General features: G+C 66.9%; 19 protein-coding genes and 1 riboswitch. Of the genes, 3 read left to right on the plus strand and 16 right to left on the minus strand.

Features of this window, described 5'->3' with window-relative positions; genetic code table 11:
• Window positions 1–52: 52 nt before the first annotated feature.
• From pheT to rpmI, 5 genes are all read right to left on the minus strand, one after another.
• Entirely contained in the window at window positions 53–2470 is a 2418-nt protein-coding gene (gene pheT / locus J2W40_RS13810) for a phenylalanine--tRNA ligase subunit beta (RefSeq protein ID WP_310225748.1), read from the minus strand.
• Window positions 2467–3558 carry a phenylalanine--tRNA ligase subunit alpha gene (gene pheS / locus J2W40_RS13815; protein WP_310225853.1) on the minus strand — a complete coding sequence of 364 codons (1092 nt, stop codon included), beginning with the start codon at window positions 3556–3558 and terminating at the stop codon, window positions 2467–2469. Before pheS ends, pheT begins: the two co-directional genes overlap by 4 nt.
• 152 nt (window positions 3559–3710) lie before the next feature.
• Complete coding sequence (locus tag J2W40_RS13820) at window positions 3711–4325, minus strand: LysE family translocator (RefSeq protein WP_310225750.1); 615 nt, start codon at window positions 4323–4325, stop codon at window positions 3711–3713.
• A 215-nt stretch (window positions 4326–4540) separates the two neighbouring features.
• Window positions 4541–4903, minus strand: a complete 363-nt coding sequence (rplT, locus tag J2W40_RS13825; RefSeq protein ID WP_037474806.1) for a 50S ribosomal protein L20 — start codon at window positions 4901–4903, stop codon at window positions 4541–4543.
• A gap of 13 nt (window positions 4904–4916) precedes the next feature.
• Window positions 4917–5120 (minus strand): 50S ribosomal protein L35, encoded by a 204-nt coding sequence (rpmI, locus tag J2W40_RS13830; protein WP_004208916.1) that lies wholly within the window; start codon window positions 5118–5120, stop codon window positions 4917–4919.
• Between the two features lie 177 nt (window positions 5121–5297).
• Between rpmI and J2W40_RS13835 the strand changes: the two genes are divergently transcribed.
• Entirely contained in the window at window positions 5298–7460 is a 2163-nt protein-coding gene (locus J2W40_RS13835; RefSeq protein WP_310225855.1) for an AsmA family protein, read from the plus strand.
• Between the two features lie 193 nt (window positions 7461–7653).
• Here J2W40_RS13835 and hisN read toward each other — a convergent pair whose 3' ends face one another.
• Genes hisN through J2W40_RS13880 form a run of 9 tightly spaced genes read right to left on the minus strand, consistent with a single transcriptional unit; the run spans window position 7654 to window position 15052 of the window.
• Entirely contained in the window at window positions 7654–8469 is an 816-nt protein-coding gene (gene hisN / locus J2W40_RS13840; RefSeq protein WP_310225770.1) for a histidinol-phosphatase, read from the minus strand.
• 11 nt (window positions 8470–8480) lie between these two features.
• A complete protein-coding gene (gene cobU / locus J2W40_RS13845) occupies window positions 8481–9026 on the minus strand; it encodes a bifunctional adenosylcobinamide kinase/adenosylcobinamide-phosphate guanylyltransferase (RefSeq protein ID WP_310225857.1) in 546 nt (181 codons plus the stop codon).
• A gap of 19 nt (window positions 9027–9045) precedes the next feature.
• On the minus strand, window positions 9046–9984 hold the full coding sequence (gene cbiB, locus J2W40_RS13850; RefSeq protein WP_310225773.1) for an adenosylcobinamide-phosphate synthase CbiB: 939 nt from the start codon (window positions 9982–9984) through the stop codon (window positions 9046–9048).
• A complete protein-coding gene (locus tag J2W40_RS13855) occupies window positions 9977–10954 on the minus strand; it encodes a threonine-phosphate decarboxylase (RefSeq protein ID WP_310225775.1) in 978 nt (325 codons plus the stop codon). Before J2W40_RS13855 ends, cbiB begins: the two co-directional genes overlap by 8 nt.
• Window positions 10951–11655 carry an adenosylcobinamide-GDP ribazoletransferase gene (gene cobS / locus J2W40_RS13860; RefSeq protein ID WP_310225777.1) on the minus strand — a complete coding sequence of 235 codons (705 nt, stop codon included), beginning with the start codon at window positions 11653–11655 and terminating at the stop codon, window positions 10951–10953. The genes J2W40_RS13855 and cobS overlap by 4 nt, the downstream gene beginning before the upstream one ends.
• Window positions 11652–12221 (minus strand): histidine phosphatase family protein, encoded by a 570-nt coding sequence (locus tag J2W40_RS13865; protein WP_310225779.1) that lies wholly within the window; start codon window positions 12219–12221, stop codon window positions 11652–11654. The genes cobS and J2W40_RS13865 overlap by 4 nt, the downstream gene beginning before the upstream one ends.
• The gene (gene cobT, locus J2W40_RS13870; RefSeq protein ID WP_310225781.1) at window positions 12218–13246 is read right to left on the minus strand and encodes a nicotinate-nucleotide--dimethylbenzimidazole phosphoribosyltransferase; all 1029 of its coding nucleotides are present in this window, start codon (window positions 13244–13246) and stop codon (window positions 12218–12220) included. Before cobT ends, J2W40_RS13865 begins: the two co-directional genes overlap by 4 nt.
• A 1-nt stretch (window position 13247) precedes the next feature.
• The gene (locus tag J2W40_RS13875; RefSeq protein WP_310225783.1) at window positions 13248–14045 is read right to left on the minus strand and encodes an ABC transporter ATP-binding protein; all 798 of its coding nucleotides are present in this window, start codon (window positions 14043–14045) and stop codon (window positions 13248–13250) included.
• Entirely contained in the window at window positions 14039–15052 is a 1014-nt protein-coding gene (locus tag J2W40_RS13880; RefSeq protein ID WP_310225785.1) for a FecCD family ABC transporter permease, read from the minus strand. The genes J2W40_RS13875 and J2W40_RS13880 overlap by 7 nt, the downstream gene beginning before the upstream one ends.
• Window positions 15053–15105: 53 nt before the next feature.
• Here J2W40_RS13880 and J2W40_RS13885 point away from each other — a divergent pair, with 53 nt between their 5' ends.
• The gene (locus tag J2W40_RS13885; RefSeq protein WP_310225788.1) at window positions 15106–15933 is read left to right on the plus strand and encodes an ABC transporter substrate-binding protein; all 828 of its coding nucleotides are present in this window, start codon (window positions 15106–15108) and stop codon (window positions 15931–15933) included.
• 101 nt (window positions 15934–16034) lie between these two features.
• Here the strand turns inward: J2W40_RS13885 and J2W40_RS13890 are convergent, their stop codons facing one another.
• Together J2W40_RS13890 and J2W40_RS13895 are read right to left on the minus strand one after the other, a co-directional pair.
• Window positions 16035–17912, minus strand: a complete 1878-nt coding sequence (locus tag J2W40_RS13890) for a TonB-dependent receptor plug domain-containing protein (RefSeq protein ID WP_310225790.1) — start codon at window positions 17910–17912, stop codon at window positions 16035–16037.
• A gap of 205 nt (window positions 17913–18117) precedes the next feature.
• A riboswitch (cobalamin riboswitch) is annotated at window positions 18118–18347 on the minus strand.
• An 88-nt stretch (window positions 18348–18435) separates the two neighbouring features.
• Window positions 18436–19371, minus strand: a complete 936-nt coding sequence (locus J2W40_RS13895) for a ribose-phosphate pyrophosphokinase (protein ID WP_096061311.1) — start codon at window positions 19369–19371, stop codon at window positions 18436–18438.
• Between the two features lie 132 nt (window positions 19372–19503).
• Here J2W40_RS13895 and J2W40_RS13900 point away from each other — a divergent pair, with 132 nt between their 5' ends.
• On the plus strand, window positions 19504–21162 hold the full coding sequence (locus J2W40_RS13900) for an NAD+ synthase (protein WP_310225794.1): 1659 nt from the start codon (window positions 19504–19506) through the stop codon (window positions 21160–21162).
• The last annotated feature ends 96 nt before the right edge of the window (window positions 21163–21258 follow it).

Below are 21258 nucleotides of genomic sequence, written 5' to 3' on the forward strand. Positions count from 1 at the left end.
CAGTTCAGAGCGTGGAACTGGACCTCGCCCTTCGCCGGGGCACAGTATGGGATCAACCCCGCAGGACGCCGCCTAGTTTCTGGGCGGCTTTCACGATGGCGGCGCTGATGGCGTCGAGATCGTCCTGGGTGAAGCTCTTGTCGCCGGGCTGCAGCGTGACTTCGATGGCGAGGCTCTTATGGCCCTCCTCGACGCCCGGTCCGGTGAACACGTCGAACAGTCGGGCGTCGACGATCGCCTTCTTGTCCGCGCCCTTGACCGCGCGGACCAGCGCGTCGGCTTCCTGCTGCTCCGGCACGACGAAGGCGAAGTCGCGCTTCACCGCCTGCAGCGCAGGCGGCGCATAAGGCGCGCGCATGAAGCCCGATTTGCGCTTGCCCGGAATGGCATCCAGGAAGATTTCGCCCGCAACCACCGTGCCGTTAAGCCCGAACTGCTTGGCGAGGGCTGGGTGCAGCACGCCATATTCGGCGAGAACCACCTTGGGGCCAAGGCGCAGCGTGCCTGACTGGCCGGGATGATAAGCGCCAGACGCATCGCCGAAATTCTGCAGATTGGCGACCGGTGCGCCCGCCGCGGCGAGCAGGGCGACGACTTCGCCCTTCGCGTCGTAGGCGGAGAAAGCCTGCGCCTTGCCGGTCTGCCAACCGCGCGGGGACTGATCGCCGGCCAGCACGAAGCCGACCGTCGCGCGCTCGCCCTGCTTGAAATAGCGTCGGCCAAGCTCGAATAGCCGCACCGAAGAGGCACCGCGATCCATGTTGCGGCGGGTCGCGGACAAAAGGCCCGGCAGCAGCGAGGGCCGCATGACCTTGAGGTCTTCGGAGATCGGGTTGGCTAATACCCAGTCGCCACCGCCGACCGACGCGGCTTCCTTTTCGGAGAGGAAAGACCAGTTGATCGCTTCGGACAGGCCGCGCGCGGCCGCCGTGCGGCGCACGCGCCGTTCGACCAATTGTTCGGGCGTGGCGGTGGGGCGGGCGACGCCCGGCACGCGCGGCAGCGGGGTAGAGGGCACATGGTCAAGCCCGACGATGCGCACCACTTCCTCGACCAGATCGGGCCAGCCATCGACGTCGCGGCGCCAGCTTGGCACGGTGACGGCCCAATGGCCGGGCAAGCTGATGGGCATGCCGTCCTGATAATCGAAGCTCGCCGCCTCGCCGGTGACGGTGAAGCCCAGATTGGTCAGGATGCGCTTCTGTTCGTCGGCGGGGACATCGACACCGGCCAGCGCCACGCACTGGTCGGGATCATAGTCGATCACCTTGGGGGTGAGCGGCGGGCTGCCCGCGCGGGTCGGTTCGCTGGGCGTGCCGCCGCACAGATGCGTGACAAGGAAGGTAGCGATCGACAGGCCATCGTCGAGGAAGGCGGGATCGACCCCGCGTTCGAAGCGGCCGCGCGCGTCGGAGGTGAGGGTGAGCTTCTGCCCCGTCATCGCGATCCGTTCGGGCGTGAAATAGGCGCATTCGATCAGCACGTCGGTCGTGCTGTCCTGCGCGCCCGAATGTTCGCCGCCCATGATGCCGCCAATGTCGTGGACGGCTTCATCGTCGGCGATCACGGTCATCGTCTCATCGACGGTGTAGGTCTTGCCGTTGAGCGCCAGCACTTGCTCGCCCGCCTTGCCCTTGCGCGCGACCAGGCCGCCCTTGAGGCTCGCCATGTCATAGACGTGCAGCGGGCGGCCAAGGTCGATCATGATATAGTTGGTGATGTCGACCAAGGTGCTGATCGGCTTCTGGCCGATAGCCTTGAGCTGTTTGGCCATCCAGTCGGGGGACTGACCGTTCTTCACGCCGCGCACCGTCCGCGCATAGAAAGCGGGGCAGCCTTCGGCATCGTCGGTGCGCACGTCCGGGCCGGGACCGACGCCCGCGATCGGCGGCACGATCAGCGCGTTGAGCGTGCCGAGGCCAGCGGCGGCAAGGTCGCGGGCGATGCCGCGCACGCCCATGCAATCCTGGCGATTGGGGGTGATCGACACGTCGATGACCGGATCATTGAGGCCCGCCCAGTCGGCATAGGCCTGCCCCACCGGCGCGTCGCCGGGCAGTTCGATGATGCCGTCATGATCATCGCCCAGTTCCAGCTCGCGCGAGGAACACATCATGCCGTTGGAATCGACGCCGCGAATCGCGGTCTTTTTCAGCACCATGCCATTGGATGGCACGACTGCGCCCTCCGTCCCGAACACGCCGACCAGCCCCGCGCGCGCATTGGGCGCGCCACACACGACCTGCAACGGGGTGCCGTCGCCTTGATCGACGGTCAGCACCTGCAGCTTGTCCGCCTGCGGATGGGGATCGGCGGTCAGCACGCGCGCGATCTTGAACGCGGCGAGCTTGTCGGCCGGGTTGTCGACGCCGTCCACCTCCAGGCCGATGGCGTTGAGTTTCTTGAGGATCGTCGCCAGGTCGGCATCGGTAGCGAGATGCGTCTTGAGCCAGCTGAGCGTGAACTTCATGCGCCGACTCCTCCGCTGAGCGTGGGTACGTCGAGCGCGGAGAAGCCATAATGTTTGAGCCAGCGCAGGTCGCCGTCGAAGAAGGCACGCAAGTCGTTCATCCCATATTTGAGCATGGCAAGCCGGTCGACCCCGGTGCCGAAGGCGAAGCCCTGCCATTCGTCGGGGTCAAGGCCGCAGCTTTCGATCACGCGGCGATTGACCATGCCGCTACCCAGCACTTCGAGCCAGCCGCCATCGGGCGCATCGCCGTCGCCGCCGATGACGCGCTGGCCGTTGGTCAGCGTATAGCCGACATCGACCTCGACCGAGGGTTCGGTGAAGGGGAAATAGCTGGGGCGCAGGCGCAGGACGATATCCTCGCGCTCGAAAAAGGCCTTGAGAAAGGTTTCCAGCGTCCATTTCAGGTGACCGAGCGTGATGCCCTTGTCGATCACCAGCCCCTCGATCTGGTGGAACATCGGCGTGTGGGTCGCGTCGCTATCGCTGCGATAGACGCGGCCGGGCGCGATGATGCGGATCGGCGGGGGCGTCGTCATCATCGTGCGGATCTGGACCGGCGAGGTATGGGTGCGCAGCAGCATCCGCTTCTGCCCCTCCTCATCGGGGAAATAGAAAGTGTCGTGCATCGCGCGCGCGGGATGGGTTTCGGGAATGTTGAGCGCGGTGAAATTATGCCAGTCGTCCTCAATCTCCGGCCCGGTGGCGACGGAGAATCCCAGATCGGCGAAGATTTCGGCCAGTTCGTCCATCACTTGGCTGACCGGGTGGACGCTGCCCTGCGGGGCCGGATCGGCGGGCAGGGTCATGTCGATCTTTTCCGACGCCAGGCGCGCATCGAGCGCGGCGCTTTCGAGCGCAGCCTTGCGCGCGGCGATGGCGGCGGTGACGGATTCGCGCAGATCCTGAATCGGCGGGCCTTGTTCCAGCCGCTCCTGCGGCGACATCGGCCCCAGCGTCTTGAGCAGGCCGGTGATGACCCCATTCTTGCCCAACGCCCCCACCCGCAACGCCTCCACCGCGTCCGGCGTGTCGGCGGCGTCGATGTCGGCGATCAGCCCGGCTTTCAATGCGCTAATGTCTGTCATCATTGTCTTTCCTGCGCGCGGCTCTTCAATCTCGGCGTCATCCTGACGAAAGTCAGGATCCATTAGCTCTGCCTAGGAATGGAAAACAGGCCTTGCGTCAATGGATGCTGAAACAAGTTCAGCATGACGGGGTGGTTTTTCAACGGTTGCGGCTACGCCCGTGCCCCCAGCAACGCGCCGCCGAAGCCGATGAACATGACGCCGGTCGCGCGGTTGAAGAGGCGTTGGCGGTTGGCGGGCGCGAGCCAGCGGGCGAGGCGGAGGCCGCCGAGCGCATAGACGCTGTACCAGAAACTCTCGATCACCAAGAAGGTCAGCACCAGAATGGCGAGCTGGACGCCGAAGGGGCGGTCGGTGTCGATGAACTGGGGGAAGAGCGCGGCGGCGAAGATGATGAGCTTGGGATTGGAGAGGCCGGTCAAAAGGCCGGTGGCGAAGAGGGCGTGGTGCGAACGGGCGGGTGCGGCGACGGCGGCTGCGCCGACCGGCGCGCGCCAGGCCTTGATCCCCAGCCAGACGAGATAGGCGACGCCGGCATAGCGCAACACGTCGAACAGGCGCGGCGAGGTCTTGAGCAGCGCGCCAAGGCCCAGCGCCGAGGCGGCGAGGCACAGCAGCACCGCGCTCATCAGCCCCGCCATCGTCGCCATCGCCTTGCGCGGGCCGTGCTGGATGCTCTGCGTCATCACATGCAGCATGTTCGGCCCCGGCGTGGCGGAGATGAGGAAAACGGCGGTGACATAGAGCCACCAGAGATGCAGCGACATGGGGTGGTCCTCACGCTGGCGGTTCATCACATCCGTTCGCCCTGAGCCTGTCGAAGGGCCGCTTTTTCTTCAAGAAAGTGCGGGGCTTCGACATTCTGATAAGGCAAGTGACTTGTCAGAACAGCCCGAACGGGGATTGGGATGGTAGGAAAACAAAAAGGGCGCCGGAAGCATCTGCCCCGGCGCCCTTTTGACGATCTTGCGACCGATCGGCCTTAGGCTGCGGGCAGGGCAGCCTTGGCTTGGGCGATGATGGCGCTGAACGCCTCGCCTTCGTGCATCGCGATGTCGGCCAGAACCTTGCGGTCCAGCTGCACACCGGCGAGCTTCAAGCCATGCATGAACTGCGAATAGGTCAGGCCTTCAGCGCGGACACCCGCGTTGATGCGCTGAATCCACAGGCCACGGAAGCTGCGCTTCTTGACCTTGCGATCGCGGTAAGCGTACTGGCCGGCCTTTTCGACGGCCTGACGGGCGATACGGATGGTATTCTTGCGACGGCCATAATAGCCCTTCGCCTGTACCAGAAGCCGCTTATGCTTGGCGCGGGTGGTTACACCCCGTTTTACGCGTGCCATATGTCCCTAATCCTTACTTGAGGCCGTAGGGCGCCCAGAGGCGGACGTGAGCCACGTCGGCATCGGAAAGCACGGAAGTACCACGGTTCTGGCGAATATATTTGGCGTTATGGCTGATCAGACGGTGACGCTTGCCAGCGACGCCGTGCTTGACCTTACCGGAAGCGGTGAACTTGAAGCGCTTCTTCACACCGCTCTTGGTCTTGAGCTTGGGCATTTTCGTCTCCTTTGCGTAGCGCGACGATTACAGACAGCCCCGGCAGCCCTAGTTAGCCGGGCGGTCCCACTGAATATCGCGAAGGGCGCGCCATAAGGGGCGGCCGGGGAAAAGGCAAGCGATTCGCGTTTTGGGGGACGCGGGAGCCATTTGACGCGCTGGCGCGTTGAGCGCGCGATGGTCGATGCTGAGCCCGAAATGACAGAGCGGCCGACGGCCGGACGGGGTGCCGCCGTGCGCCGACACGCGACGCGGGCGCGCGAACGGTGGCGCCGATTGCCGCTGCCGGTGAAGATCCTGCTCAGCATCCTGGGCTTCCTCTTTGCGATCTGGCTGATTCTGTTCATCACCAAGGGGCGCTTCCTCAAACGGCCGTTCGAGCAAATCGTCAGCAGCCAATTGGAACGCGATGTGCGCGTGGGCGGCGATTTCCAGCTCTATTTCGCGCCGTTCACCATCAAGCTGCTCGCCGAAAAGGCGCGCATCGCCAACCTGCCCTGGGCGAGCCAGCCCGACCTGTTCCGCGCCGACCTGATCGATGCGCGGATCGCGCCGTTCAGCCTGCTCTTCGGCGACCGGGCGCGCCTGTCCTGGCTGGAATTGCGCAACGGCGCGGTGGACCTGGAATGGTCGCGCGATCACAAGCAGAATACATGGACGCTGGGCGACCCGAACTCGGATGGCGAGCCGATGACATGGCCGCTGATCCGGCAGGCGCGGCTGGCAGGCACGACGCTGCGCTATCGCGATCCGCAAATGCAGTTGAATGCCGATATCGGGTTCGAGACGGTGCGGGCGAAGGACACCCGCTTTGCCAGCGACGTGCGGCTGTCGGGCACGGGCAACATGCGCGGCAAGCCGTTCGACCTCAAGGGCAGCCTGTTGTCCCCCAATGCCACGGTGTCGGGCGGCAAGAACAGTCTGGTGCTGCGCGCGGAGGCTGGCGCAACCGTGGTGGATGTCACCGGCACGCTGCGCGGCGCGACCGAATTGGAAGGCAGCGACCTGCAGCTTGTGACGCGCGGGCCGAACCTCAGTCTGCTTTTCGATTTCCTGGGTGCCGCGATGCCCGATACGCGCCGTTATCGCTTTACCTCGGCGCTGACCAAGGTGGGCGACGAATGGCGCTTCACCCGGTTGAAGGGGCGCTTTGGCGATAGCGACCTGACCGGCCGCTTCACCGCATCGCTGCCCAATGATCGGCTGCTGCTGACGGCGGACCTGGCGACCCAGACGCTCGACATCATCGATGTGGCCCCTTTCTTCGGCTATGACCCGGCCAAGATCGAGCAGCAGGGCGCGGCGGGCGCGATCGAGACGGTACAGGGCACGCCCCGCGTGCTGCCCGATACGCCGTTGCGGGTGGAGGCGATCCGCAATTTCGATGCCAGGGTACAGTATAAGGTCAAAAAGGTGCGGGCGCAGTATGTGCCGATTTCCGACATCGACCTGTCGCTGAAGCTGGATCGCAGCGTGTTGACGCTGTCGCCGCTGACCTTCGCCATGTCGGGCGGACAGGTCGCGTCGGATATCGAGATCAACGCGCGCGGCGCGCCGGTGCGGACAACTTACGATATTCGCTTGGCCCCGACGCCGATGGGCACGCTGCTGGCGCGCTGGGGCGTGGAGCAATCGGGCACCACCGGCACGATCAAGGGCCGGATACAGATGACGGGCCTTGGCGATACGCTGCATGATTCGCTGGCGACATCGAACGGGCGCATCGCGGTGATATTGCCTGCGGGGACGATGTGGGCGCGCAATGTGCAATTGTCGGAACTCGACATCGGCACCTTCGCGACCAAGATGTTCGCGGGCAAGCTCAAGGAACCTGTGCAGATCAACTGCGGGCTGATCGCTTTCACCGTGCGCAACGGCGTGGCGGCGGCGGACCCGATCCTTATCGATACCAAGAAGAATGTCATGATCGGGCGGGGCGGATTTTCGTTCCGCAACGAGCGGCTGGACATTGCCTTCCGCGCGGACAGCAAGAAGATCAGCCTATTTTCCGGCCAGTCGCCGATCGGCATCAACGGCTATTTCGCCAAGCCCGGCATGGCGGTCGTCAGCCCCGAACTGATGGCGCGGGGCGGGGCGGCGTTGGGATTGGCCGTGGTCGGAACGCCATTGGCTGCCGTGCTGGCCTTCGCCGATGTCGGCGATGCCAAGGGCGCGGCCTGTGGCCCGATCCTGTCCGGCGCCAATGCGGTGGCGCAGCGCACCAAGCGCGGCAATCCCCGCGATGATGTCGGCCAGGGCACGACCGCGAAGGACGAAAAGGGCGAGGGCAGCAAGAGCGAGCAGAACAGCCAGAAGAAGAAGTTTCTGGGGATTTTCTGAGGGGGCTGTGAGGGGCGTTGTGCCCAGTCCCTCTTACTCCGTTCGTGCTGAGTAGGGGCTGAGCGAAGTCGAAGACCCGTATCGAAGCATCATGCACTGCGCCTGCTCCTTCGATACGCCATTTGCCCTTCGGTCGTCTGCGACTCCGACTTCGCTCAATGGCTACTCAGGACGAACGGGGTGAGTTTAAGCTCTAATGATCGTGACCATGGTCGTGCGGGGTGCTGGCCAGCGCTTCCAGCACATCCTCCAGCCGGGCGGGGTCGCCGAGCGCCAGGACATGGCCGTCGCTGTCCGCCGTCAGCGGTTCGCCATTCCAGTCGCACATCAGGCCACCTGCGCCTTCGACCACCGGCACCAAAGCGGCGAAGTCGTAGCTTTGCAGGCCCGATTCGATGACGATATCGAGGAAGCCCGACGCGAGCAGACCATAATTATAGCAGTCGCCGCCATAGACCGGCCCCTGACGCGGCGCACCGCCGGAGACGGCCGCGACTAGCGCCATATAATGGGGCACGTCGCCATCGGCGAAGAGATGCGGGCTGGTGGTGGCGATGCCCGCGCCTTCCAGTGCGCGGCAGGCGCGGGTGCGGATCGGCTGGCCGTTGAAGGTCGTGGGCTGGCCCGACATGCCCGCCCAGCGTTCGCGCGCGATCGGCTGGTCGATGAGGCCGACGGTCGGCCACCCCCCCTGCGTCAGTGCGATCAGCGTGCCGAAGATCGGCCGTCCGGCGATGAAGCTGCGGGTGCCGTCGATCGGGTCGAGAATCCAGACCCGCTCGGCATCCTCGCGCACCGACCCATATTCCTCGCCAATGATGCCGTCGCCTGGACGCTCTTTTTCCAAGATCGCGCGGATCGCGGCTTCGGCGGCGCGGTCGGCCTCGGTCACGGGCGACTTGTCGGCCTTCAATTCCATGTCGTAGCGGGCGCGGAAGAAGGGGCGGATGGCTTCGCCCGCCGCATCGGCGAGGCGATTGGCGAGGGTCAGGTCGTCGCGGGTGGTCATGGCATGATCGCCTAGCCGGTTGCGCCCGGTTGCGCCAGAGGGGCGGCCCCCTTGAGCGTCAGCGGCAGGCCTGCGGCAAGGAACTGGACTTCGCGCACGGTGGCGGCGACCCGCTGGTTGAGCAGGCCGGCGGCATCGCGGAAGCGGCGGGCGAGCGCATTGTCGGGAACGATGCCGAGGCCCACTTCATTGGCGACGAGGATGATCGGGCCGGGCGCGGCGGCGATGGCGGCGACCAGATCGTCGGTCGCGGCATCGATGTCCCGGTCGGCGAGCAGCAGGTTGGAGGTCCAGAGCGTGAGGCAATCAATGAGCAACACGCGGCCCGGCGCGGCGTTGGCGCGGATCGCGTCGGCCAGCGCCATCGGCGCTTCGACCGTATGCCACAGGGCATCGCGATCCTGCTGGTGGCGGGTGATGCGGTCGCGCATTTCGTCGTCAAAGGCCTGCGCCGTGGCGATGAAGCAGCGGTCGAGGCCGGTCGCTTCGGCGCGCGCCTGCGCATAGCGACTCTTGCCCGATCGCGCGCCGCCCAGCACCAGTAGGCTATGATCCATGGTCATGATCGTCTTCCCTTCATGCCAGCCATGCCCACAGGCCCGCGATCAGCCAGAGCAGCAGGCAGGCGCGGATAGTGATGCGCAATGCCCGGTGGATGTCCGCCGCATCGGCCTGTGCCCTGCCATCGCCAATCCAGGGCTTGGAGTGGTCGACGCCATCATAGGCGATCGGCCCGGCGAGGCGCAGGCCTAAGGCACCCGCCATCGCCGCTTCGGTCCAGCCCGCATTGGGGGAGGCATGGGCACGCGCGTCGCGCCGCAGGATGCGCCATCCGCCGCCGCCCGCGATGCAGATCAACGCGCCGCCGATCCGCGCGGGCAGCAGGTTGAGCAGATCGTCGCTGCGCGCCGCCGCCCAGCCGAACGCGCGCCAGCGCGGTTCGCGATGGCCGATCAGGCTATCGGCGGTGTTGATCGCCTTATAGGCCCAGACGCCGGGCAGGCCGAGCAGCAGCAGCCAGAAGAGCGGTGCGGCGATGCCGTCGCAGAAACTTTCGGCCAGACTTTCGATCGCGGCGCGGGCGACGCCGCTGGTGTCGAGCGCGTCGGTATCACGGCCGACGATGCGGGCGACTTGCTGGCGGGCGAGGGGCAGGTCTTTTGCGGCAAGGGCCTGCGCCACGGTGCGGACATGGTCGAACAGGCTGCGCTGGGCGAGCGCGGGAAAGGCGAGCAGGGCAAGGAGCGGCCAGCCATAGGGACCGCACAGGCGCAGAATGGCGGCCTGCACGATCCAGCCGCCGCCCGCCGCGACGATCAGGAGGAGTAGGACCGTGGCGATGCCGAGTGTGCGGCGGGTGGCGTCGGGTCCGTGCGGGCGGTTCCAGCGCGCCTCGCACCCGTCGATAAGGCCCGCAAAGAGGCCTACCGGGTGGCCGATCCGGGCATAGAGCCAGGCGGGCCAGCCGATCGCGGCGTCGAGCATCAACGCGACGAGCGCGACCGGCTCAGCCATGGCGCAACGCCGCTTCGAGCCGGTCGGAGGCCGCGGCATCGGCGGGCAGGCCGATGCGCAGCCAGCGGGGCTGTTCGAGGAAGGGGCGGGTCAGGATGGCGCGGCGGGCGAGATGATCGAACAGGGCGGGGGCATCGTCAGTTTCGATCAGGCGGAACAGGGGACAGGTGCCGATCGGGCGGTAGCCGCAGCGGATCAGCAGCGCGTCGAGTTTCGTCGCCTGTTGCCCAAGCCGCTGGCGCGTCGCGGCGATCCAGGGCTGGTCGCGATAGGCGGCGGTGCCGATGGCGATGGCCGGGGCGGCAACGGGCCAGGCTCCGAGCTTGCGGCGGACTGCGGCGAGGATCGTGGGTGGGGCGATCAGAAAGCCCAACCGCACGCCCGCTGCCCCAAAAAATTTGCCGAAGGAGCGGAAGACCAGCAGGCGGCGGTCGTCACCCACTTGATCGGCAAAGCTGATCGCCGGGTCGGTGTCAGCAAAGGCTTCGTCGAGGATCAGCCAGCCTTCGCCGCGCCGCCCGAGCAGGTCGTGCAGGGCGGGACGGTCGAAGCGATAGCCGTCGGGATTGTTGGGATTGGCGAGGATCAGCGTCTGGTCGTTGGCTTCGGCCAGATCGGCGCGGCTAACCGGGGTGCCGCCGTCGATCATCTCGCCATGGGTGCGATAGGCAGGCGCTATGTGGCAGGCGGGGCCGGGCAGCAGGTCGCCGATCAGGCGCAGGCCAATCTCGGTGCCTGGCAGGGCGCAAACCATCGCGGGATCGACCCCGAAATGCGCAGCGGCGGCGGCTTCGAGCGCGCGCAGGGCCGCGTCATCGGGCAGACGCGCCCAGTCGATCGCCAGCGGCGGGATGGGCCAGGCGTGCGGATTGATGCCGGTCGACAGGTCGATCCACGGCGCATCGCCCTCACCGAAATAGGCGCGCGCCGCGCCAAGCCCGCCGCCATGCCAGTGCCAGCGGTCTATCATAGCAGCACCGCCAGCATGAGGCCGCTTTCGACAAGTTCGATGCCCGCGCCATGGCCGTCGCCTGAAATACCGCCGATCCGGTGCCGCAGCCACAGGCCCCATCCGAGCATCAGCACCGGCGCGGCAAGCAAGCCGGGTGCCCACCAGCAGGCGAGCAGCCACGCAGCGGCCCAGAGCGCAAGATCGACCGGGCGGATCGCGCCGCGAAAGGCAGTGCCGAGGCCTTCGTGCAGCGGCGGGAGCAGGCGGGTCCACCAGAGCGGCGCGATCCGCGCGGCGAAGGGGATCAGGATCAGCGGGGCGAGATGCGCGCGATCGGCCAGCGCATGGAGCAGGACCAGCTTGGCGAGGAGTTGCAGCGCGATCGCGACGACGCCGAAGCTGCCAACATGGGGGTCGGCCAGCACGGCGCGCAGCCGATCCCTGTCCTTATGCGCCGCGCCTGCCGCATCCGCCATGTCGCCCAGGCCGTCGAGATGCAGCGCGCCAGTCAGCCCGACCCAGGCGATGAGGCCGAGCAGCGCGCCGACCCACGGGTCGATCCGCGCCCCCACCCCGCAGGCGGCGGCGATCAGCACGCCGAGGATCAGGCCGACGACCGGGAACCAGCGCATCGACCGGGCGAAATCCTGCGCCGAGGCGGTGACGCGCGGCATCGGCAGGCGGGTCAGGAACTGGAGCGCGAGAACCAGCCCCTTCATGGGTAGAGGCCGATGATCTGCGCGGCAGGCTGCGGGCCGGGCCACAGGCGCAGCGACAGCAAAGACGCATAGGGCAGATCGAACGCCCAGCTTTGCGCGGGCGTCAGGCCGCAATGATGGGCGATGGCCGCGCGCATCGCGCCGCCATGGGTGAGGATGAGGGTGGAGTCGGCGGTCAGCGCGGCGGTGGCGGCAGCGACGCGATCGACCAGCATCGACCAGCGCTCACCGCCCGGTGGCGGGCTGGCGTCGGGATCGGCATGGAAGCGGGCGAAGGGTTCGGCTGGGACATCGGCGGGGGCAAGGCCATCCCAGGCACCGAAATCCAGCTCGCGCCAGCGCGGGTCGAGCAGGACGGGCAGGCGATGGTCGCGGCCGATGGCGTCGGCGGCGGCGCTGGCGCGGGTCAGGTCGGAACTGATGATCGCGCCCATGCCAAGACTGTTGGCGCGGGCGCGGCAGGCGTCGATCCCCGCCTGCGTCGGTGCGCCATCAGTGCGGCCCATCAGCAGGCCGGGCGTGTCGGGCGCGCCATGGCGCAGCAAATGAAGCAGCCGGGGCGTCATGCCGCGCCCGACACGCCGGCCTGCGCGAAGGTCGCCATCTGCGCATGGGCGGCAAGCGCGGACCGCACGATATTCGCCGCCACCGCCGCGCCGCTGCCTTCGCCCAGCCGCATGCCAAGGCGCAGCAGCGGATCGAGGCCAAGCTGGCGGAGCAGCCGGTCATGGCCGGGTTCAGCTGAACAATGGCCCGCGATGCAATGGTCGGTGATGGCGGGATGGGCGGCGGCGAGTGGAGCGATGGCCGCGCCGCTGATGAAGCCATCGAGCATCACCGGGATGCGCAACTGCTGCGCCCGCAGCGCTGCGCCCGCCATCGCCGCAATCTCTCGCCCGCCCACGCGCCGCAGCGTTTCGAACGGGGTGAGCGGGGCGTCGGCGTGGAAGGCCAGCGCCCGGTCGATCACCGCGATCTTGCGGGCGATGCCGTCGGCATCGACGCCGGTGCCCGGCCCGACCCAATCAACTGCGCTGCCGCCCAGGCTGCGCGCGGCGAGCGCGGCGGCGGCGGTCGAATTGCCGATGCCCATTTCGCCGAGCAGCACGAGGTCGAGGCCCGGCTCCACCGCCGCCGCGCCGATCGCCAGCGCCGCGAGGCAATCCGCCTCGCTCATCGCCGCGCCTTGCGTGAAATCGTCCGTCGGGCGGTCGAGGTCGATCGGCACGACGCGCAGGTCGAGGCCCGCAGCGGCGGCCAGCGCGTTGATCGCCGCGCCGCCAGCATTGAAATTGGCGACCATCTGCGCGGTGACGGCGGCGGGAAAGGCGCTGACGCCATGGACGGTGATGCCATGATTGCCCGCGAAGATCAGCACCCGGCCATGGTCGAGCGCGGGAATCGCGCGCCCCTGCCACCCGGCAAAGAACAGCGCGAGTTGCTCCAGCCGGGCGAGCGATCCGGCGGGCTTGGTCAGTTGCGCCTGCCGCGCGGCGGCGGCGGCGATGGCGTCCATGTCAGGACCAGGCAGCGCGCGCAGCGCCGCGTCGAAGTCGGCGGGGCTGGACCAGAAGGGGGCGGCTGGGGGCATCTTATTCTCCATGGTCAGACGCTGCGGTCCAGCGATCGAGCGGGGCGACCAGCGGCGGCGTGGCGGTAAGGTCGATGCGGCTGGTAATGCCATAGACGGCGCGCAGCCGGTCTTGCGTCAGCACCGCGTCCGGCGCGCCATCGGCGACCAAAGTGCCGCGATCGAGCAGCAGCAGCCGGTCGCAATAGCGCGCCGCCATGGACAGGTCGTGCAGCACGGCGATGACCAGCCCGCCCACCTGCGCCTCGCGCGCGAGCATCTGCATGACGTCGATCTGATGACCGGGGTCGAGCGCGGCGAGGGGTTCGTCCACCGCAAGGCCCGGCGCGCCGACCGCCAGCGCGCGGGCGAGCATGACGCGGGCGCGCTCGCCGCCCGACAATTCGGTGGCGATGCGGCCGGCGAGATGGGCGACATCGGTGCGAGCCATCGCCGCGCCGATGGCGTCATGGTCCGCCGCGCCGATGCGCGACATCGGGCCAAGATGGGGCAGGCGGCCAAGCGCGACCAGCCGCTCGACGCTGAGCGGCCAGTGCAGCGTCTGGCCCTGCGGCAGATAGGCGATGGCGCGGGCACGCTCGCGCGGCGGTAGGGTGGCGATGGCGCGGCCGTCGATCGTCACGCGGCCGCGCGTCGTGTTAATGAGGCCGAGCATGGCCCGCACCAGCGTCGATTTGCCCGCGCCATTGGGGCCGATGATGCCGATCAGCGCGCCGGGGGCGAGCGTCGCGTCAATATCATGCAGCACGGCGCGGCGGCCAAGCCGGGCGCATAGCCCTTCGACCCGGATCGTCACCATGTCCGCCGCTCCCGCAACAGATGGAGCAGGAAGATGGGCACGCCGAGGAAGGCGGTGACGACGCCCAGCTTCAACTCGCTGGTGGTGGGGATCAGCCGGACGAGGATGTCGGCGGCGACCAGCAGGATCGCGCCGCCCAGCAGCGAGGGGAGCAGGATGGCGGACGGGCTGCGATCGGTCAGCGGGCGGACGAGATGGGGCACGATGAGGCCGATGAAGCCGATCGAGCCGGACACCGACACCGCCCCGCCCACGCCAATCGCAACGCCGAGCAGCAGGCGGGTGCGGGTGCGGCGCAGATCGACGCCGAGCGAGCGCGCGCCATCCTCCCCCAGCGTCAGCGCGTCGAGCGCGCGCCGGTCGATCAGCAGCAGCGCGCCGCCAATGATCACGCAGGGCAGGACGATCCAGACATGATCGAACGACCGGTTTTCAATCGATCCCATCAGCCAGGTCATGATCTCCATCGCGGCGAAGGGATTGGGCGAGAGGTTGAGCGCCAGGCTGATCCCCGCCCCGGCCAGCGTCGATACGGCGATGCCCGCGAGGATCAGCGTCAACGCGCTTTCCGCGCGCCCGGCCAGGGTGAAAAGCAGCAGCAGCGCGACCAGCCCGGTGGCGATCGAGAGCAGGGGCAGCATCGCGGGATGCCAGCCCGCCACGCCGAAATAGATTGCCGCAACCGCGCCCAAGGCGGCGGCATTGGACGCGCCCAGCACCGAGGGTTCGGCCAGCGGATTGCGCAAATAACCCTGCAGCACTGCCCCTGCCAGCCCCAGCATCGCCCCGACCAACAGGCCGATGAGCGTGCGCGGCAGGCGCAGGTCGAGCAATATGGTGGTCGCGACCGGATCGCCATGGCCCATGACCACGGCCAGCAGCCGGTCGAGCGAAAGCGTCACCGGGCCAAGCCGCAACGACGCGACCGCGACGATCACCACCCCGGCGATCAGCAGCGGCATCAGCGCGCGATGGCGCGGCGCGGGCGGTTCATGGGTCAGGCGCATGGGGTCCGATCGGGCTTGCTTGTGTCACGGCACCGGGGCGTTATGGAAGCGCGATGATGATATTGCGCTCGCTCGCCCTTGCTACCTGCCTGTTGTGCGTTGCCCTGCCCGGCGCGGCGGCGGAACGGGGTGGCGGTGTTCCCAAGCGTATCGTGTCGCTGAACCTCTGTTCCGATCAACTGGTGCTGGCGCTGGCCGACCGGGGGCAGATTGCCGGGCTGACCAGCAATGTGCGCGATCCCGACATGTCGGCGGCGGCTAAGGCGGCGCGCGGCCTGCCGATGCTGCGCGGCACGTCGGAGGAAGTGCTGGCGGCGCGGCCCGATCTGGTGATCGGCCTGCCTGCGCGCGGGCATCCGGCGCTCGCCCCGTTCAAGACCCTGCCCTTCCGCACGCTCGACCTGCAATCGGCGGAAAATTACCCCAGCATCCTGGCTTCGATCCGGCAAGTGGCGCAGGCGGTGGGGCATCCCGCACGCGGCGAGGCGCTGATCGCGCGGATGGAGGCGGATCTGGCGCAGCTGCCCCGGCCCCGGCGCGCGCCGGTCGCGGCTTATTATCAGCGGCGCGGCTATCTGACCGGATCGGGCACGTTGATCGACGACCTGCTGGCGCGCACGGGCGTCACCAATCTCGCGACCCGCTTGGGCAAGCCCGCTCTGTCGCAGATGAGTTTGGAAGAGATGGTGGCGTCGCGGCCCGACTATCTGATCATCGAAAGCGCGACGCAGACGGTGACCGATCAGGGCACCGAAATGCTGCACCATCCCGCGCTGCGCACCATCCCGCGCATCGCCATTCCGCAGGCATGGACGGTGTGCGGTGGCCCCGCCTATGTGCAGGCGGCTCAGGCGATCGCCCGCGCGGTCAAGCCGCGCTGATCGCACGGGCTTTCCCCAGCCCCCGCCCTCGCCCCAGCGCAGGCCGGGCGTGATGGACACGGCCTGCCGGGACGAGACGAAGGGCGGGGGCTGGATCAAGGTCAGAAGCTCAGGCGCACGCCGCCATAGGCCGACAGGCCCAGCGTCTGGGTGCCGTAGCTGACCTGATACCATTTATCGAACAGGTTGATGACGCGGCCATACAGCTCGACCCGGTCGGTGATGCCGTAGGAAGCGAGCAGGTCGACCACCGTATAGGCCTCAGTCGCGCCGCCAAAGCCCGACGAGTCGCCATCATGATAGCGGATCCGCGCGGTCATCGACGCGCGTTCGGCCGGGGTCAGGATGACCGATGTGGTGCCGGTATAGCGCGGGCGGCCGCTGTTGACATAGGTGCCGTCCATGTCGCTATCCAGCTCATGATCGGTATAGCCATAGGTCTGGCTGAGGCCGAGCCAGGGCAGCGGCTGGGCGGTGACGCCGACCTCTATCCCCTCTGCGCGGGTGCGGCCGAACTGGCCATAGCCGCCAAAGGGCGGACGGCTGCCGTCGAAATTAATCTCGTTCGTCTTGCGGGTGAAGAAATAGCTGACCTGCGCGGTCAGCCCTTCGGCCAGCGCCAGGTCGAAGCCGACATCGCCGCCCCGGCTGGTTTCGACCTGCAGGTTCGGATTGCCATAAGTGGGATCGAACAATTGATAGAGGCCCGGTGCCTTGGCCCCGGTGCCATAGCTGGCGCGCAGCTTGAGCGCGCCCAGCGCATAAGCCAGCGTGCCGCGATAGGTATCGAACGTGCCGAAGCGGCTATTGTCGTCGACCCGCGCCGCGCCGGTCAGGGTAAGCCCCGCGACCGGCCGCAGCGCGATTTCGGCATAGGCCGACCGCGTGTTGACGCGGGCGGGGAAGGCACCGGAGAAGCTGGTGATCTGGGTCGTCTTCTCCCGCTCATAATTGCCGCCCGCGGCGAGGCTAATGGGGCCGGTGCCGCCATAGGCGAGGGCCAGCGTCAGTTCGTCCTTGGTGCCACGGAACAGGTCGCCCTCGGCCCGGTTCCAGGTGCCGAAATAGCGGCGGCGCGCGGCATAGCGGCTGGCGGTCAGGTCGGCGGTGAACTGGCCATCCACGCTCTTGTAGCTGGCCTGGCCTGCGGCGGCATAGTCGCGCGTCCTGGCGGTATCGTCGCTGTCCGACGTCGTATTGTCGAGATCGCTGAAGGCATCGAACCAATAGCCGATCGCCTGCAGCGACAAGGTGTCGGTCGCCTGATAGCCGACCCGGCCGCTAAAGCCGTAGCGGCGATATTCGTCCTTTTCGGTGGCGGACCCTGCGGGGCTGGCGGTGCGGGGATCGGCGAGCGAGGGGCCGTCATGGCGATAGCCGGTGGCTGTCAGGCGGAAATCGAGCGCGCCGCTCTTGCCCAGCAAGGATGCGCCGCCGCTGCGCATGCCATAGGAACCGGCTTCGGCCTCGGCATTGACCTGCAGCCCTTCTTCGGTCGCGCGCTGGGTGATGATGTTGATGACGCCGCCGACCGCGTCGGAGCCATAAAGCGAGCTCTGGTTGCCGCGCAGGATTTCGACCCGGTCGATGTCGCGGCTGGTCAGGTGATCGGCCTGGAACTGGGTGCTGATCGCGCTGGGGTCGCCCAGTTCGATACCGTCGATCAGCCAGAGAATCTCATTATTGTTCGATCCCCGGATGCGGACGCTGGTCAGTTGGCCGGGCCGGTCGGCCGTCGTCTGCACGCCGGGCGCGTCCTGCAATATATCTTTCAGGAAGATGATCTGGTTGCGCTGAATATCGGCGCGGGTGATGATCGACACCGCGCTGCCGATTTCGCGCGCTTCGCTGGTTACGCGCGAGGCGGTGACGATGATGGGGGTGCTGTTGCCGCTCAGGTCCGAAATCTGTTCGGGGGCCTGGGCGAAAACGGGGCTGGCAGCGCTAAGCGCCAGCAGGGATATGCCGTATTTAACCATGATAATCTCCTCCCGCGCCGAGCGAATATCGGGCGGTGGAGCATGTCGATGATAGGCGCATGGCCCGCCGATCGACGGCCGACGCAGGGCGACGAACCGGCGCATATATAGCCCAGCGTCCCACGACGGTTGCGGCCCCGGCCGCCTTCCTGTCGTCGCTCAGACGGAGAGTTACCGTGCCGCGGCCATCCCCTGGACCAAGGCAAGAGCGACCAGAACGCCGGCAGGTCTCCTGGCTCACGGGTCATGGCGTCATGTACGACCTTCCCAGACGTTTGACGGTCCAGTGGCTGCTTCCCTCGAAGAGGAAGCTTTGTACATCACGCTCACCGCTTACAGTTGCAGGGACAGCTGCGGCTTTGGATGGGTTGACCCATCCGCACCGCCTTCCCTTTTAAGCCTCGATCAAGAGGCACCGGCGCGATCTTGCCCGTTGCGCTCAAGCGAGCGCTACGGACGGCAGCCCGATAGCGGGCGGCACGGCATCACGCAAGGCGGCAATTGCCGCCCCGGCGTTATGCTGTCAGTCGAACAGGCTGGACACCGAGCTTTCATCGGCAATGCGTTTGATCGCTTCGCCCAGCAGCGGGGCGATGGGCAGGTGGCGGACCTTCTTGGCGGTGTTGACCGCCTCGGTCCCCTGGATCGTGTCGGTGATGACCAGTTCCAGCAGGTCGGACGCATCGACGCGCGCGACCGCGCCGCCCGACAGCACGCCATGGCTGACATAGGCGACGACATCCTCGGCCCCTGCGGCCTTGAGCGCGGAGGCCGCGTTGCACAGCGTTCCCGCCGAATCGACAATATCGTCGATCAGGACGCAGAAACGCCCTGCGACATCGCCGATGATGTTCATCACTTCCGATTCGCCCGCGCGCTCGCGACGCTTGTCGACGATGGCGAGCGGGGCGTTGTCGAGCCGCTTGGCCAGCGCGCGCGCACGCACCACGCCGCCGACGTCGGGCGACACGACCATCAGGTTGCGATCACCAAAGCGCGCCTGAATGTCCGCCGACATGACCGGCGCACCGAACAGATTGTCGGTCGGAATGTCGAAAAAGCCCTGGATCTGGCCTGCATGCAGATCAACCGAAAGGACGCGGTCGGCGCCCGCCTTGGTGATCAGGTTCGCGACCAGCTTGGCGCTGATCGGGGTGCGGGGGCCGGGCTTCCGGTCCTGCCGGGCATAGCCGAAATAGGGGACGACGGCGGTGATTCGCTTGGCCGACGCGCGTTTCAGCGCATCGATCATGATCAGCAATTCCATCAGATTGTCGTTGGTGGGATAGCTGGTCGATTGCAGCACGAACACATCTTCGCCCCGGACATTTTCGTGGATTTCCACGAACACTTCCTCATCGGCGAAGCGGCGGACGCTGGCGTCGGTCAGGGGAATTTCGATATAGTCGGCGATGGCGGCCGCGAGCGGCTTGTTCGAATTGCCGGTCATGAGCTTCATGGCCAAAACCCCCTGAAATGAAAAGGCGTGACGAATTGATGACGCTGGGTGAAACGCCGCCCCTTTAGCGGCGCGGGGTCGCGGTGGAAAGGCGCTTTTGCGCCAGCCATCAAAATGCTCTACGGGGCCGCCATGACCGACAAACTCGTGATCGCCCTTGCCCAGATGACCCAGTCGGTGGGCGACCTTGCCGCCAATGCCGATGCGATGCTGGAATGGCGGGCGCGGGCGATGGATGCCGACCTGATCGTCTATCCCGAATTGCAACTGATCGGCTATCCGCCCGAAGATCTGGTATTGAAGCCAGCCCTGGTCGAGCGCGCCAATCAGGAACTGGACCGGCTGGCGCAGGCGACGGGGGATGGTGGTCCGGCGATGCTGGTCGGCACGGTGGTTGCGGCGCAGGGCGTATTGTTCAACGTCGTCGCCCTGCTGGAAGGCGGGGCCGTCACCGCCATCCGCCAGAAGCGCGAACTGCCCAATTACGGCACCTTCGACGAAAAGCGCCTATTCGCGCCCGGCCCGCTGCCCGCGCCCATCGACTTCAAGGGCGTGAAGATCGGCGTGCCGATCTGCGAGGATATCTGGTTCCCCTTCGTCACTGCGCATTTGAAGGCGCAGGGCGCGGACATATTGATCAGCCCCAATGGCAGCCCGTATGAGGTCGACAAGGATGACCGCCGCGTCAATGGCGTCGCGGGGACGCGGGTGCGTGAGACGAATCTGCCGCTCGTCTATCTCAATCGTGTGGGCGGGCAGGATGAACTGGTGTTCGACGGCGCATCTTTCGTGATGAACGCCGACCTGTCGATCGCGCACCAGATGCCCGACTGGGACGAGGCGCTGGTGCTGACGACATGGGAGAAGCAGGCGGGGCAGTGGGTCTGCCTGCCCGGCGATCGCCATGTTCTGGATGACCGGCCTGCCGACATTTACAATGCGATGGTGCTGGGTCTGCGCGATTATGTGAACCGCAACCGCTTTCCCGGCGTCGTGCTGGGCCTGTCGGGCGGGATCGACAGCGCGCTTTCCGCCGCCGTCGCGGCCGATGCGCTGGGGCCGGACCGCGTATGGTGCGTGATGATGCCCTCGCGCTTCACCAGTCAGGACAGCCTGGACGATGCGGTCGCCTGCGCGCGGCTGCTGGGCGTGCGTTATGACAGCATCCCCATCGAACCAGCGGTTGGCGCGTTCGACACGATGCTGGGCGATGTGTTCGCCGAGCGCCAGCGCGACCTGACCGAAGAAAATATCCAGTCGCGCATCAGGGGCGTGACGCTGATGGCGCTCAGCAACAAGTTCGGCCACATGCTGCTGACCACCGGCAACAAGAGCGAGATGTCGGTCGGCTATGCCACCATCTATGGCGACATGGCGGGCGGTTATTCGGTGCTCAAGGACGCCTATAAGACGACGGTGTTTGACCTCTGCCGTTGGCGCAACGACAATGTCCCGACGCTGGGCGAAGGCTTTGGTCCCGCTGGCCCGGTGATGCCCGAACGGGTGATCAGCAAGCCGCCCAGCGCCGAACTGCGCGCCGACCAGCGCGACGATGATAGTCTGCCGCCCTATGAAGTGCTGGACCCGATCCTCTACGGCCTGGTCGAGGAGGAATTATCGGTCGAGCAACTGGTCGCGCGCGGGTTCGAGCGCGAGACCGTCGCCCGGATCGAGCGGCTACTCTATGTCGCCGAATATAAGCGCCGCCAATCGCCCCCCGGCGTGAAGCTCGGCACCCGTAATTTCGGCCGCGACCGCCGCTATCCCATCACCAATGCGTTTAGAACATGACACCCCAAACTCCGTTCGGGCTGAGCTTGTCGAAGCCTCGTCCTTCTTCTGAAGAAGAGCAGCCCTTCGACAGGCTCAGGGCGAACGGGATCAGGA

It is taken from the genome of Sphingobium xenophagum (assembly GCF_031457465.1).
In the GTDB taxonomy this organism is placed as follows: Bacteria; Pseudomonadota; Alphaproteobacteria; order Sphingomonadales; family Sphingomonadaceae; genus Sphingobium; species Sphingobium xenophagum_A.

Bases quoted from the DNA above. Each gene is read 5' to 3' on its own strand.
- J2W40_RS13865 (WP_310225779.1), bottom strand. From the start codon at position 12,221: ATGACGCCCCGGCTGCTTCATTTGCTGCGCCATGGCGCGCCCGACACG.
- pheS (WP_310225853.1), bottom strand. From the start codon at position 3,558: ATGACAGACATTAGCGCATTGAAAGCCGGGCTGATCGCCGACATCGAC.
- rpmI (WP_004208916.1), bottom strand. From the start codon at position 5,120: ATGCCCAAGCTCAAGACCAAGAGCGGTGTGAAGAAGCGCTTCAAGTTC.
- J2W40_RS13875 (WP_310225783.1), bottom strand. From the start codon at position 14,045: ATGGTGACGATCCGGGTCGAAGGGCTATGCGCCCGGCTTGGCCGCCGC.
- pheT (WP_310225748.1), bottom strand. From the start codon at position 2,470: ATGAAGTTCACGCTCAGCTGGCTCAAGACGCATCTCGCTACCGATGCC.
- cobU (WP_310225857.1), bottom strand. From the start codon at position 9,026: ATGGATCATAGCCTACTGGTGCTGGGCGGCGCGCGATCGGGCAAGAGT.
- J2W40_RS13820 (WP_310225750.1), bottom strand. From the start codon at position 4,325: ATGTCGCTGCATCTCTGGTGGCTCTATGTCACCGCCGTTTTCCTCATC.
- cobT (WP_310225781.1), bottom strand. From the start codon at position 13,246: ATGCCCCCAGCCGCCCCCTTCTGGTCCAGCCCCGCCGACTTCGACGCG.
- J2W40_RS13900 (WP_310225794.1), top strand. From the start codon at position 19,504: ATGACCGACAAACTCGTGATCGCCCTTGCCCAGATGACCCAGTCGGTG.
- hisN (WP_310225770.1), bottom strand. From the start codon at position 8,469: ATGACCACCCGCGACGACCTGACCCTCGCCAATCGCCTCGCCGATGCG.
- J2W40_RS13885 (WP_310225788.1), top strand. From the start codon at position 15,106: ATGATGATATTGCGCTCGCTCGCCCTTGCTACCTGCCTGTTGTGCGTT.
- J2W40_RS13855 (WP_310225775.1), bottom strand. From the start codon at position 10,954: ATGATAGACCGCTGGCACTGGCATGGCGGCGGGCTTGGCGCGGCGCGC.
- J2W40_RS13895 (WP_096061311.1), bottom strand. From the start codon at position 19,371: ATGAAGCTCATGACCGGCAATTCGAACAAGCCGCTCGCGGCCGCCATC.
- rplT (WP_037474806.1), bottom strand. From the start codon at position 4,903: ATGGCACGCGTAAAACGGGGTGTAACCACCCGCGCCAAGCATAAGCGG.
- J2W40_RS13880 (WP_310225785.1), bottom strand. From the start codon at position 15,052: ATGCGCCTGACCCATGAACCGCCCGCGCCGCGCCATCGCGCGCTGATG.
- J2W40_RS13890 (WP_310225790.1), bottom strand. From the start codon at position 17,912: ATGGTTAAATACGGCATATCCCTGCTGGCGCTTAGCGCTGCCAGCCCC.
- cbiB (WP_310225773.1), bottom strand. From the start codon at position 9,984: ATGGCTGAGCCGGTCGCGCTCGTCGCGTTGATGCTCGACGCCGCGATC.
- J2W40_RS13835 (WP_310225855.1), top strand. From the start codon at position 5,298: ATGGTCGATGCTGAGCCCGAAATGACAGAGCGGCCGACGGCCGGACGG.
- cobS (WP_310225777.1), bottom strand. From the start codon at position 11,655: ATGAAGGGGCTGGTTCTCGCGCTCCAGTTCCTGACCCGCCTGCCGATG.